The sequence below is a fragment of the Gammaproteobacteria bacterium genome (genome assembly GCA_011682695.1).
Lineage (GTDB): Bacteria > Actinomycetota > Acidimicrobiia > Spongiisociales > UBA4744 > BMS3Bbin01.
The window spans coordinates 19,975-33,533 of sequence record JAACED010000022.1 but is presented as its reverse complement, the minus strand read 5'-3'; the positions used below and the strand labels follow the sequence as shown (position 1 = coordinate 33,533).

Here is a 13,559-nt window from a genome sequence, read left to right as displayed (position 1 = left end):
CGACGCACCTGCAGGTGCGCCTTCGTTGTGCGGCCTTGCGACCAGACGCCCCTGCCTCGGCATCGACACCCCGAACGTCACCGGCCAAGGCACTGGTGCCTCGACCTGCAACCTTTGCGGCGTTCTGCCGGCCAGGGACGTTGATGGCCAAGGCCCTGGCCGGGAGAAGTGGCAGGAACAGCTATCGGCTGTCGGCTGTCGGCTGTCGGCCGGTCGTGCGCTGGCGGACGGCCTCGTACAGCATCACGCCTGCGGCCATCGCCGCGTTGAGGCTGTCCGCGTCACCGAGCATCGGGATGCGGACCTGCTCATCGGCAGCCGTCATCCAGGTCTCGGACAGGCCGTACTGCTCCGAGCCGATTGCGAGAGCGCTCGGTTTCCGGTAGTCGGCCTCCCAGTGGAGGCGTTCGCCGGCCGGGGTGGCGGCAAACGTCTTTATCTTGCATGCCGTGAGCCACGCAAGGGTGTCGGTGTTCGACGCGACGGCCAGCGGCACCAGGAACAGACATCCCAGCGACGCTCGCACGACGTTCGGATTGAACGGGTCGGTCGCCGGATCGGAGACGATCACTGCGTCGGCGCCGGCGGCATCCGCGGTTCTCAGCATCGTGCCGAGGTTTCCCGGCTTCTCGATCGACTCGACGACCAACACGAGCGGGTTCGGCCCTGGCTCGAGGCGATCCAGTCCCGTCGGGAACTGTCGGGCAAGGCCGATGAGACCTTCTGGCCGATCTCGGTAACTCACTTTACGGAAAGGATCCTCGGCAAACTCGATGAGATGAGCGCCGGCGACCTCCGCGGCCTCGAGGAGGGCGCGCTCGTTGGCGCCGAGGAACAGCGAGGGGCAGTAGGCGACTTCTTCGAGTTCGATTCCGGAGTCGATCGCCCGGGTGAGTTCTCGATATCCCTCGATCGTGAAGAGGCCTTCGGTGTCGCGATGACGTCGGCTACGGAGGCGCACGAGGTGTTTGACGCGCGGGTTCTGGGTCGACGTGATGCGAGGTTCGGTCATGGCTCCAGCTCCAAGCAGACTTCTTCGAGACGTTCGGCTGCCAGATTGGCGTGGATGCCGAGCGGCGCGTCGAAACGCTCGTGCGCCGCCATCGCTCGTATGGCGACATGCCTGCCTTCGGTGTGGCCGGCACTCGTGGCAACGTCGTCGCCGTCGGAACGAAGGTCGCTGATCGGTTTCATCTCACCATTCAAGTCTCGGGCCGCTCGGGAGCGTTGCAGCGGTCCTGGTTACAGACGGTCCACAAACAGACTCTGGAGGGAATGTCCGAGAGGACCCCGTTCATCGTACAGGGACGACTGAGCGAGACCGACACCGTGCGGTTGAAGGATCGTGTCCGAATGCATGAGCACCCACTCTCCGGCGGGTTCGCGATGCAGATAGGCCGTCAAATCCGGGTTGATGTAGAGGAATTGGCGCAGATTCACGATCGAGGAGATTCCATTTCCGCAGTCTGCTGCGACGAGTACCCGTTGCAGCGGTGTGGGTGGCTGTTCATCCACGACGTTGGGTGTCAGGCGGATCCAGGCTGTTGCCGGACCGCGCTCCGCCAGGGAACCTTCGAGGAAACGTATATCGAGAGCGTCGGCGACGAAACTCACGTAGTCCCAGGACAACCCGATGCCGGGGGTGACCTCATCGGGGAGGCGTGGCGGCGCGACGGCTGGGGCCGGCGGCAGATCGAGGCCTTCGTGCCGGCGGATCCTGATGGCGCGTGCCGCCGCCGCCGGGATGCCGTCGACGGTCAGAGAAGCGGCGACGATCTCAACGCGTTTGCCGGACCGAACAACCGCTGCGGTGGCCTCGATGTCCGCAACAGGTACCGGACGCAGGAACTCCGCGGTGAAGCGTGTCGTGAACATTGTCGGCGTGCCGACGCTCTCCATCGCATGGGCCATGAGCGCCGCGGGGGGTCCTCCATGCTGGGCATCCGGGCTCCATGGCCCGGTAGTCAGCTCGGTCGCGCGGAACGTGGTGGCGTCGACTTGCTCGTAGAGGGGTTTCACCATCTCTCCCGACGAAGAACCTCATCCATCGGCCGCCGTCCCCGCCGGAGAGAGCCGGAGCGTTGGTCGGGAGCCGGATGACCGATCGTCACGACACCGATCGGGAAGACCGACTCTGGTATGCCGAGGAGGTCGCGAAGGCCAGGAATCGAATGGACACCGAGGAACCCTGCTCCGAGTCCCTCGTCGACGGCTGCGAGCAGCAGCAGCATCATGGAAGCTCCTGCGTCCACCCACCAATATGGCACCGGCCACTCGATCTCCGTGTCATCGGGGCCTGCCTTGTCCGGTTCGGAGTATCGGCGGTGGTATGCCTCTTCGGATACGCAAACGACGATATGGACCGGTGCTCGGCTGATCCATGGATCGAAGCCCTTGGCAATGTATCCGGATTCTCCGGCGAGATCCGCGATCGCCTGCCTTGTTTCCAGGTCGGTGACCGCGATGAACGACTGGCCCTGCGTGAATCCTGCGCTCGGCGCCTTTGTCGCATAGGCGACGATCCGGTCAACCGCTCGAGGATCGACCGGATCGCCGGTGTAGTTGCGCACCATGCGGCGGTGCCGCACGACGTCAGGGAAGTCCAACGCCTTACAGCTCCTTTACGGCATTGATGATGTCGCTCATGGCCTTCTTCGCATCGGAGAAGAACATGAGCGTGTTGTCCTTGTAGAAGAGGGGGTTGTCGATGCCTGCGAAGCCGGGGGAGAGGCTTCGTTTGACAACGATCGCATGCTTGGCAAGGTCGACATTGAGAATCGGCATCCCGTAGATCGGGCTGGAAGCGTCGTCGCGAGCCGAAGGATTCACGACGTCGTTCGCACCCACGACGAGAGCGACGCTGGTGCGGGGGAAGTCGTCCTCGATCTCGTCGAGAGCAAACAGCTTGTCGTAGGGGACATCGGCTTCTGCGAGCAGGACATTCATGTGCCCCGGCATCCGCCCTGCAACAGGATGGATCGCATAGCGAACCTCGACGCCACGCTCTTCGAGCAGGTCGGCCAACTCACGCAGGTTGTGTTGTGCCTGAGCGACGGCCAGGCCGTATCCCGGCACGACGATGACCGAGTCGGCGTACCCGAGGGTGATTGCCACGTCCTCGGCGGATGCACTGCGCACCGGCTTGTCCTCGTCGCCCGCCGGACCGCCGCCTCCATCGCCACCGAAGGCGGCAAACAGAACGTGGCCGAGGGTACGGTTCATGGCCTTGACCATGATGTTGGTGAGGATCAGCCCGGAAGCACCAACCAGTGCGCCGGAGATGATCAGAGCGTTCTCGCCGATCACAAAACCTGCCAACGCGGCGGCAATCCCCGAGAAGGCATTCAAGAAGGAAATGACGACCGGCATGTCCGCGCCGCCGATGGGAATCACACGAACGATGCCGAGGACCAGCGCCAACGCGAGAAGAATCCACATGACGAGCGAACTCCCGCCGACGATCAGCCACACGACGAGGGTGATGACGACGATCGCAAGGACGGCGTCGCCGACCTTCTGACCCGGGTAACCGAACGGCCGTCCGGGGACGAGGCCCTGGAGCTTCGCATAGGCGACGAAGCTTCCCGACAGGGTGACCCCACCAACCAGGATCGTCAGAGCAACGGTGATTGCCGCACGGTGATCGAAGGCGGGGCTTCCGGACTTCTCGATGAATTCGGCCGCTGCGACCAGGGCAGATGCTCCGCCTCCAAAGCCGTTGAACGCGGCAACGAGCTGTGGCATTGCCGTCATCTCGACCTTCTTGGCGAGGAGGAGCCCGACGCCACCGCCGACGACGAGGCCGGCGACAATCACCCATGGATTGAGCATTTCGTACCGAACCAGGGTGACGACGATCGCCATGAGCATGCCGAACGCACCGATTTGGTTGCCGCGCCGGGCCGTGGCCGGGCTTTGCAACCGTTTCATACCGACGATGAACAGCACGGCCGCGATGAGATACAGATAGCCTGCGAGAACCGGGTTCATGAGCGATCCTTGCTCTTGAACATTTCCAGCATCCTGTCCGTGACCATGAATCCGCCCACGACGTTGATCGTCGCGAATGCAACGGCCAGGAAGCCGAGGATGATGCCTTCCGTCCCACCGTAACGACCGGCGACGACCAGGGCACCGATGATCGTGATGCCCGAGATCGCATTCGATCCGGACATGAGTGGCGTGTGCAGCGTTGGCGGTACTTTCGTGATGACTTCGAACCCCACGTATGCCGCGAGAACGAAGACGGTGATAGAGATCAGCAGATCCATCAGTTCACCCCTCCTTCCAGCAAGGACTGCACACGTTCATTGACGACGTTGCCGTCATGGGTGATGCAGGCTCCTGCGGTGATCTCATCCTCGAGATCGATTCGTAGCCCTTCCTCGTGTACGAGATACGTGAGGAGGTTCAGTGTGTTGCGTGCAAACATCTGGCTCGTGTGTGTCGCAACGCCGCTCACCAGATCGGTGGGGGCGAGGATCTTGACGCCGTGGTGCACGACGACCTCATCAGCCTTGCTGAGTTCGCAGTTTCCTCCGGTGGCGACAGCCAGGTCGATGATGACCGAACCGGGACGCATCGCTTCGACCATCTCGCGGGTGACGAGCAGTGGGGCGCGCTTCCCGGGGATCGCAGCCGTCGAGATCACGACATCATTGCGAGCGACATGGTCGCCGAGCTGCATGAGGAGGCGCTTCTGGGCGTCCTCTTCCAGTTCGCGAGCATACCCACCGGTGGCCACATCTTCTTGCTGTGCGAGTTCGAGTCGCACGAATCGGGCACCGAGGCTCTCCACTTGTTCGGCCGCGGCTGCACGGACGTCGTACGCGGACACCATGGCTCCGAGACGCCGGGCCGTGGCAATCGCCTGGAGTCCCGCGACGCCAGCACCGAGGACGAGGACCTTGGCCGGCGCGATGGTTCCCGCCGCCGTGGTGAGCATCGGGAAGAACTTGGTGATCGCGGCGGCTGCTTCGAGCACCGCCTGGTATCCGGCCGCGGTCGCCTGGGAGGACAGCACATCCATCGACTGTGCCTTGGTCGTGCGCGGGACCGTTTCGAACGCCAGGGTGGTGACATTCGCCGCGGCGAGCTTCGCTACGGTCTCTGGTTGGTCGAGTGGCTGCAGCAGGCCGATGAGCACGGCCCCGGCCTTGAGCAGTGCGATCTGCTCGTCGCTCGGTGGTCGTACCGTGACTACTACGTGACAGCCCCACGCGAGAGACGCCTCCGGTACGATGGAAGCGCCCGCGGCTTCGAACTCCTTGTCGAGGAATCCGGCAGCGTCGCCGGCTCCTTTCTCTACCATCACCTCAAACTCCTGTTTGACGAGCCGGGCTGCGATGTCCGGGGTGATGGCGACTCGTCGCTCCTTTGGAGCGGTTTGATTGGGTACGCCTATCTTCATGTTTTTTACCTCGAAGATGCACTTCTCGAACCTGCAATCTATTGGAACGGATCCCGATTCCCAAGTCAAGTTTGGGGCACTCGCAGGGGTGCTCATTTACCGGTTGGGTGGCAACTCGCCGGGTCATGAATGGCACGTATTTGGACGGTGCCGAGGAGCTCGGTGGGGAAGCCGGCCACCAGCTTCCAGCTTCCAGCAGAAGCCGCGACGCGCGTCCCGGGATCTTGCATCGATGCTGTGTCGCGATACGAAGTACGGAATACGAAGTACCGGGTACCGGGTACCTGCATCACGCCGGCTCGGGTAGCTTGGAGCAATGGATACGAAGTACTACCGGGACCTCATTCGACCGCTCGTCGAAGGACGCAAGTTCATCCTCGCCGGCGCGGTCCTGGCCGGTTATCCAACCCTCGTCAAACAGCTCCGATCCCTGGGTGCCGCCCGACCGTTCATCGTCGCCTCGGGCCGGGGGACCGGTGAAGTCCCATCGGGGGAAGACGCCGAGTGGGCGATCCTCGACCTTACGGCAAGCGACGTCATCGAGAACATACGGGTCACTGCCACCGCATTGGCAGACCTGCCGCCGGACGTCGAGGTTGCGATCGACGCCTGGGACCCGGAAGGATCGGCGGTGATGCTCGGTCAGCCCTTCTACATGGGTGCTCACATCTCCGGCCGGCCGGTATGGGGGAGGCGCCGTCCGGAGTGGGAAGCACTCGAGGACAAAGTGCGCGCCGACGCGGTGTGGGACGCAGCGGGGATCCCCAGGGCGCCGTCAGAGGTCGTTGCCGCCGCCGGCGATGAGTTGCGCTCTGGGTACCACTCGCTCGACCGTGGCCTCGGCACCGCCTGGGCCGGCGATGCCAAGGAGGGATTCAATGGGGGAGCGGTCTACCTGCGCTGGGTTCGAAACGACGCGGACGCCGACGAGGCCCGTGCGTTCTTCGGTGAGCACTGCGATCGTGTCCGGGTGATGCCGTTCCTCGAAGGGATTCCGTGCTCGATCCATGGAATGGTGTTTCCCGATGTAGTCATCGCTTTCAGGCCCTGCGAGATGATCGTTCTGCGTCCCGGTGTGGGAAACAAACTCCACTACGGGGGCGCCGCGACCTTCTGGGATCCTCCCGATGCGGACCGGGAGATGATGCGTGACGCCGCTCGCGCCGTGGGCGATGTCCTACGTGAGTGGGTCGACTATCGAGGGGCGTTCACGATCGACGGTGTGATGACCGACGATGGTTTCCGTCCGACAGAGCTGAACACGCGCGCCGGTGTGGCAATCGGAGGAATGCTGGCCGGTATCCGAGACCTGCCCTTGGGTATGATTCAGCGCGCCCTGATCGAAGGCGAACCTCTCGACTACCGTCCACGCGAGTTGGAGCGTCTCATCGTCGACTCGGCCGACCGCCATCGCGGAGGCGGTGCTCTGGCTACCGTCGATCGACTCCAGGCAGAGACGGATACGAGGCACCTGGTGGCCGACGGCGATGGCTACCGGGAGGCTCGAGAGGGCGAAGAAGCGGACGCGACGTTGCAGTTCGGACCGGGTGGTCTTGGAGGGTTCGTGTTGTTCCGTCCCCGCCCGGAGCGAACGCCGGTGGGTCCGTCACTGGCACCGCGCGCAGTTGGCGCGCTGCGCCTTGCCGATGAGATCTGGAATCTGGGCATCGGTCCACTTGCCGCGGCTCGCTCTGTGCGATGAGCCTGCGTTGGGGCGCTCTTGGTGTGGCGGGAGCGGTCGAGAACTGGCAGAGTAACCCAGAGAGGTGAAGATGCTGAGTCTCATCGACCTGCACAAACGGTACGGGAATGTCGTTGCTCTCGATGGAGTGGGCTTCGATGTGGCTTCAGGCAGGATCGTCGGTTTTCTCGGACCAAACGGCGCCGGTAAGACGACTGCCATGCGCTGCATCTTCGGTCTTGTTCGTCCCGACTCCGGGGAGGTCCGATGGAACGGGGCACCCGTCGGAGATAGCGACTACCTGCGCTTCGGGTACATGCCGGAGGCGCGTGGTCTGTACCCGAAGATGAAGATCCGAGAGCAGCTTGTCTACTTCGCTCGACTGTCTGGAGTGAGCGCCTCCGATGCGGCGACATCAGCCGACCGCTGGCTCGACCGCTTCGGGCTTGCCGACCGAGCGCAGTCGAAACTCGAAGAACTCTCACACGGGAATCAACAACGGGTGCAACTGGCGGTCTCGCTGGTGCATGATCCGACGATGGCGGTCTTGGACGAGCCGTTCGCCGGCCTGGATCCGATCGGGGTGGAGGCCATGGCCCGCACGCTGCGGGATCTCGCTGAGGCCGGTGCAGGAATCGTGTTTTCGAGTCATCAACTCGATCTCGTACAGGATGTCTGTCAGGACGTTGTCATCATCAACGAGGGCAGAGTCGTCCTCTCCGGTGAGCTCACCGAACTGCGTGACCGTTCCGAGCACCGTCATCTGGCGGTCACCGTCGACGGAAAACCCTGGGCGCCCGATCTTCCCGGCGTCGAGTCGGTCGGTTCGAACGGCGATCGGTATCTCATCCGGGCACAGAGCGACATCGGAGACCTCCTGGAGCGGGCACGACGGGATGGAGAGGTCACGAGCTTCACCTTCGAGCCGCCCAGCCTGTCCGATCTGTTCAGAGATGCGGTGCGGCAGTGAACGCGCTTCGGCAGATGCTGCTGGTCGCGTGGCGAGACTTCTCTCAGCGTGCCCGCAGCAAGGCTTTTCTGGTGTCGATGTTCACCATCGTCGTATTAGTGGCCGGTCTCGGGCCGCTCTTGGCGCTCGAGGCCAGGGCGCCGGAGCCGTACACGGTCGGTGTGGTCGGTGCGGTTCCCGACGATCTCCAGCCGGCGCTCGACTCCGCGGCCGGCGCGTTCGATCGAACTGTGGAAACGGTGAACTTCGACAGCGTGGACAGCGGTGAGACTGCTCTGAGGAACGGTGACGCCGATGTCCTGCTGGTCGATGGGGCCGAACTCGTGTGGAAAGAAGAGCCGAGGCTGCAACTGGGCGCCATCCTCGGCTCTGCAATCCAGGGCCTGGAGCGGGAGCGGACGATCGCCGAACTCGGCCTGAGCGACGAGGATGCCGCCCGGCTCCTTCATCCCGACCCGCTGGATGCGCGCGCCTTGACGCAACCTGATCCGAGTGCGGGACCACGGAGAATCGCCAGCTACGTCGGGTCGATCCTGTTGTACATCTCGATTCTCATGTTCGGACAGTTCGTGATGCTTGGTGTGATGGAAGAGAAACAGTCGAGAGTTGTCGAGGTCGTGTTGTCACGGACACGTCCGAGCCGGTTATTGGCCGGCAAGGTGCTCGGGATCGGCGCACTAGGTGTCTTGCAGTTGGTTGTGCTGGGCGGGGCCGCATTGCTCACGCTGAGTTCGACGCACGTCGTCGACGTCGATCTGGCCGGGATCGGGATGCGGATCGTCGGAGCCGTGTTGTTCTGGTACCTGCTCGGCTACACGTTGTTCGCCGTTGTCTTCGCAGCACTCGGGGCGACGATCTCGCGTCAGGAAGACGCACAGGGCGTTGGCATGATCCCGGTCCTCGGCATCGTGCCCGGTTTCTTCCTGTCGATGGTTGCCCTCGACGATCCGAACGCGACGCTGCCGCACCTCGGATCGATCATTCCGCCGTTCTCTCCGTTCGTCATGCCGATTCGCATGACCGTCACGTCGGTTCCTCTTTGGGAGGTCGCGCTGTCGATTACGCTCATTCTCTTGGCGACGTACTTGGTGTTACGCGTAGGTGCGCGTGTCTATCAGGGATCAATCCTGCGGATTGGGGCCAAGGTGCGGCTGCGTGACGCACTGAAGGCAGGCAGGCAGGGCTAGAAGCCCCGAACCTTGGGCTCGGGGGTACCGTCAGGGTATCTACGAGCCCAGGGTTCGCCGATGCGTGCGGTCGGGACCACGAAGGAGGCACTTGTGCGCGAGAAAGTCGGGTTCATCGGAATGGGGATCATGGGGGCCGGGATGGCTCGCAACCTCATCGACGAGGGCTTGGACGTCACCGTCTGGAACCGGACGGCGAGTCGAACGGAACCCCTCGTCGATGCCGGAGCATCCCCCGCAGATTCACCTGCGGACGTCGCAAGGCGATGCGACATCGTCATGATCTGCGTCTCGGACACGCCCGATGTGCAGGAGGTCGTCCTCGGCGACCTTGGCATACTCGAAGGCCTTCGTCCGGGAGCCCTCGTGGTCGATCACTCGACGATCAGCCCTTCCGCAACCGTCGAGCTCGCCAAGGTGGTCGAGGAACGGCAGGCGCATTGGGTCGACGCGCCGGTCAGCGGGGGGAGTGAGGGCGCGGTAGATGGAACCCTCGCGATCATGGTCGGGGGCGACGAGGCCCAGGTGGAGCGCGCTCGTCACGTTATGAATGCGTACGGCAAGACGATCACCCATGTCGGAGGCCAGGGTGCAGGTCAGATGGTCAAACTCGTGAACCAGATCCTCGTTGTGGTCAACGGTTGGGCCGTTGGGGAGGCGCTGCTGTTCGCACAGGCCGCGGGGCTGGATCTGACCAAGACGGTGAATGCGGTCGAGGGAGGTGGCGCAGGCTCGTGGATGCTGTCGAACCGTGGCCCGCAGATGATCGAACGGGACTGGCGCCCCGGCTTCATGATCGACTTGCAGCAGAAGGATCTGCGTCTGGTCCTCGAAAGTGCGGATGAGATGGGCGTTCCGACGCCTGCAACCGCACTCGTGTTCCAGATGTATCGGGCGCTGCAGCATCAGGGTTTCGGCGCCGAAGGAAACCATGCACTCGTCAAAGCGCTCGAACAGATGGCCGGGATCACCATCGGCGAAGCTTGAACACCCCGGGCGCCGACGGCCGATACCTGTAACCCGGTGGGGTCTACTGAGCTCTGGGCGTTCGGTAGCATCGAAGACGTTCGACTGAGGAGGCCGCATGGCGACCGCGTCCGGCTACTACCGACATCCGACTATTTGTGGTGAGCGCATCGTCTTCGTCAGCGAAGACGACCTGTGGGTGGTGGGAGACGACGGCGGCATCGCCCGGAGGCTCACAGCGAGCCCTGGAACCATCACGTTTCCCAGGTTCTCACCCGACGGTGCACAGGTGGCGTTCACTGCGAGAGACGAAGGCCATCCCGAGGCGTACGTCATGGACGCAGACGGGGGGCCGCTGCGTCGACTCACATGGATGGGATCCCTCACTCAGGTCGTCGGCTGGACTCCAGACGGCACGAGGGTGATTGTCGCCTCGGATTTCCAGCAGCCGTTCGCCGGTGCCATGCAGATGCACACGGTTCCTACCGACGGTGGGGCGACCGAGCCGGTGAATGTGGGGGTGGCTCGCGCGATCAGCTTTCAACCGAGTGGCCCAGGTGTCGTGCTCGGGCGAAACACCTACGATCCGGCTCGCTGGAAACGGTACCGGGGCGGGACGGCGGGCACGCTGTGGATCGATCGGCACGGTGACGGGACCTTCGTCAAACTGCTCGATCTCTCAGGCAACGTCGCATCACCGATGTGGGTAAGGAACCGTGTGTACTTCATCTCCGACCATGAAGGCATCGGCAACCTGTACTCGTGTACGCCGACGGGAAGGAATCTGCAACGTCACACGGAGCATGAGGACTTCTATGCGCGGTTCGCGTCGACAGACGGGCGGCGGATCGTCTACCACGCCGGAGCCGACCTTTGGATCTACGACCTGCGATCTCGTGACAATCGACGTCTCGGGGTCGAGGTCCCGGGATCACGCAGCCACCGGAACCGCAAGTTCATCTCCCCTGGGGACTACCTCGAGCGAATCGACCTGCATCCGAAAGGGCATTCGCTGGTGGCAACTGCCAGGGGCGGAGTGACGACCATGCCGCTGTGGGAAGGGGTGCCTGCTCGACATGGAACGGCTTCGGCGGTCCGCTACCGGTTGGCTTCATGGCTTCCGGACGGTGAGCGGATCGTTGCCACGACCGACGAGCACGGCGACGAGGAACTGATTGTCTTCTCCACCGATGCACCGGCCGAAGCGCTGAAGGTCGATGTCGGACGGCCAGACTCGTTGCTGGTTGCACCTGTGGGTGGGGATCGGGTTGCCCTCACAAACCAGCGCCAGGAAGTACTGATCGTTGATCTTGCCACCGGCGATGTCACGAACGTGTACCGCAGTCTGTTCGAGCGAATCCAGGGGATCGCGTGGTCGCCCGACGGGCGATGGTTGGCGTTCGCCGCCTTCGTGAGTAACCGAACATCGTCGTTGTTCTTGTACGACACCGAGACCGGCAAGCTCAGCCAGGTCACGCGTCCCGATTTCATGGACGTCCGTCCCTCGTTCGACCCAAACGGCAAGTTCTTGTATTTCATCTCCATGCGGGTGTACGACCCGGTCTACGACAGCCTGTATTTCGATCTCGGCTTTCCGAAGGGAATGCGTCCTCACCTGATCACCCTTTCTGCATCGGACTCCTCACCGTTCTCGGCAGCCACCAGACCGCCACGTGCTCCCGGAGAGTCCAACGGGGCCGAAGGCGCCAAAGCTGCAAAGCCCGACAAGGAGGAAAGCCCTGGCCCGGTGACTGTCGATCTTCTCGGGATCGAAGACCGCGTGGTCGCCTTCCCGGTGCCCGAAGGCCGTTACCAGCGTGTCGTCGGCGCCGAACAGAGGGTCTTGTTCTCTTCTCGCCCCGTCGAGGGAAGTCTCGGTTCCCGATGGAGCGACACCGAGGAGAAGCCCAAGAGCAAGCTCGAGGCCTACGACTTCAAACAGGACAAGGTCGAGATGGTGATGGAGGGGATCTCCGACTTCTCGGTCTCGGCCGATGGGAAGGTGCTGAGTATCCGAGTGGCCAAGAAGCTCCGGGTCGTCCCCCTGTCGTTCAAAGACGCCGATGCGAAGTCTGCGGAACCGGGGAGGGAGTCCGGATGGGTGGACTTGGACCGAATCCGTGTCGAGGTCGTGCCAGGCGAAGAGTGGCAGCAAATGTTCCGAGAGGCGTGGCGTCTCCAGCGAGATCAGTTCTGGCGTCCCAACATGTCCGGAGTCGACTGGGAGGCCGTTGCGAGGCGGTATCTGCCGCTGGTCGATCGGGTGGGTTCTCGAGCAGAATTCTCCGATCTCATGTGGGAGATGCAGGGCGAGTTGGGGACATCGCACGCGTACGAACTCGGAGGTGATTATCGGCCGGAGCCGCATTGGCTCCAGGGTTTCCTCGGCGCCGACCTTTGCTTCGATGGCAGAGCGTGGAAGATCGAGCGGATTCCGCGTGGCGATTCCTGGCAGACAGATGCCGCTTCACCCTTGTCTGCTCCCGGCCTCGACATCAAGGCGGGTGATCGGGTCGTCGCCGTCGAAGGCACGATGGTCGATGCTCGAACGTCGCCGTACGCTGCGCTGGTGGATCGGGCGGGCCGGCCTATCACGTTGACGGTTCGCCGCGGGCGCCGCAAGGCTCACACGGTGATCGTCGAGACGCTGCAGGACGAATTCGGACTGCGATATCGCGACTGGGTCGAAGCCAACCGAGAGAGGATCCACTTCGAGACGGACGGACGGGTCGGCTATGTCCACATCCCGGACATGGGGCCACGTGGCTACGCGGAATTCCACCGGTACTACGGAGCGGAGGTCAATCATGAGGGGCTGATCATCGACGTGCGAAACAACCGCGGCGGCCATGTATCACAGTTACTGCTCGAGAAGTTGCGTCGTCGCCGTATCGGGTACGATTTCACCCGGCACGGCCAGCCGGAGTCTTACCCGGTCGATGCGCCGATGGGACCGATGGTTGCGCTCACCGACGAGCATTCCGGATCGGACGGCGACATCTTCAGTCACTCCTTCAAGCTCTTCGGTCTGGGACCGCTGATCGGAAAACGAACGTGGGGTGGAGTCGTCGGTATCTTTCCGAGGCACGCGCTCGTCGATGGGACGATCACGACACAGCCCGAGTTCTCCTTCTGGTTCGAAGATGTGGGCTGGGGCGTCGAGAACCACGGAACCGATCCGGACATCGAGGTGGAGATCATGCCGCAGGATTACGCCGCAGGCAGAGATCCACAACTCGATCGCGCGATCGACGAAATCCTCCGGATCATCGAGGAGATGCAACCAGGCTTGCCTGCGTTTCCCGAGCCGCCGTCCCGACGCCCGCCCGCGCTGCCGCTCTGAAC

General features: G+C 63.2%; 12 protein-coding genes. 5 read left to right on the top strand and 7 right to left on the bottom strand.

All coding sequences use genetic code 11. The features are described 5' to 3' along the window. Positions 1-181: 181 nt before the first annotated feature. The 7 genes from GWP04_06310 to GWP04_06280 are packed head-to-tail and all read right to left on the bottom strand — an operon-like array spanning position 182 to position 5,410. Complete coding sequence (locus GWP04_06310) at positions 182-1,012, bottom strand: RNA methyltransferase (GenBank protein ID NIA25167.1); 831 nt, start codon at positions 1,010-1,012, stop codon at positions 182-184. Beyond that, positions 1,009-1,194: a hypothetical protein gene (locus GWP04_06305; protein NIA25166.1), complete on the bottom strand. Its 186-nt coding sequence runs from the start codon at positions 1,192-1,194 to the stop codon at positions 1,009-1,011. Before GWP04_06305 ends, GWP04_06310 begins: the two co-directional genes overlap by 4 nt. Positions 1,195-1,242: 48 nt before the next feature. Then, positions 1,243-2,022, bottom strand: coding sequence for a thioesterase family protein (locus tag GWP04_06300; GenBank protein ID NIA25165.1), 780 nt, complete (start codon positions 2,020-2,022; stop codon positions 1,243-1,245). Next, positions 2,016-2,606, bottom strand: a complete 591-nt coding sequence (locus tag GWP04_06295) for a hypothetical protein (protein ID NIA25164.1) — start codon at positions 2,604-2,606, stop codon at positions 2,016-2,018. The genes GWP04_06300 and GWP04_06295 overlap by 7 nt, the downstream gene beginning before the upstream one ends. A gap of 4 nt (positions 2,607-2,610) precedes the next feature. Further along, complete coding sequence (locus GWP04_06290; protein NIA25163.1) at positions 2,611-3,990, bottom strand: NAD synthetase; 1,380 nt, start codon at positions 3,988-3,990, stop codon at positions 2,611-2,613. Continuing rightward, positions 3,987-4,271: an NAD(P) transhydrogenase subunit alpha gene (locus GWP04_06285; protein ID NIA25162.1), complete on the bottom strand. Its 285-nt coding sequence runs from the start codon at positions 4,269-4,271 to the stop codon at positions 3,987-3,989. Before GWP04_06285 ends, GWP04_06290 begins: the two co-directional genes overlap by 4 nt. Then, entirely contained in the window at positions 4,271-5,410 is a 1,140-nt protein-coding gene (locus GWP04_06280; GenBank protein NIA25161.1) for a Re/Si-specific NAD(P)(+) transhydrogenase subunit alpha, read from the bottom strand. Before GWP04_06280 ends, GWP04_06285 begins: the two co-directional genes overlap by 1 nt. A 316-nt stretch (positions 5,411-5,726) precedes the next feature. Here GWP04_06280 and GWP04_06275 point away from each other — a divergent pair, with 316 nt between their 5' ends. The 5 genes from GWP04_06275 (at position 5,727) to GWP04_06255 (ending at position 13,557) form a co-directional block, all read left to right on the top strand. Next, positions 5,727-7,112 carry a hypothetical protein gene (locus tag GWP04_06275; GenBank protein ID NIA25160.1) on the top strand — a complete coding sequence of 462 codons (1,386 nt, stop codon included), beginning with the start codon at positions 5,727-5,729 and terminating at the stop codon, positions 7,110-7,112. Positions 7,113-7,182: 70 nt separating this feature from the next. Continuing rightward, positions 7,183-8,061: an ATP-binding cassette domain-containing protein gene (locus tag GWP04_06270; GenBank protein ID NIA25159.1), complete on the top strand. Its 879-nt coding sequence runs from the start codon at positions 7,183-7,185 to the stop codon at positions 8,059-8,061. Continuing rightward, positions 8,058-9,248, top strand: a complete 1,191-nt coding sequence (locus GWP04_06265) for an ABC transporter permease (GenBank protein ID NIA25158.1) — start codon at positions 8,058-8,060, stop codon at positions 9,246-9,248. Before GWP04_06270 ends, GWP04_06265 begins: the two co-directional genes overlap by 4 nt. 93 nt (positions 9,249-9,341) lie before the next feature. After that, complete coding sequence (locus GWP04_06260) at positions 9,342-10,235, top strand: NAD-binding protein (protein ID NIA25157.1); 894 nt, start codon at positions 9,342-9,344, stop codon at positions 10,233-10,235. Positions 10,236-10,332: 97 nt separating this feature from the next. After that, positions 10,333-13,557 carry a peptidase gene (locus GWP04_06255; protein NIA25156.1) on the top strand — a complete coding sequence of 1,075 codons (3,225 nt, stop codon included), beginning with the start codon at positions 10,333-10,335 and terminating at the stop codon, positions 13,555-13,557. Positions 13,558-13,559: the final 2 nt, after the last annotated feature.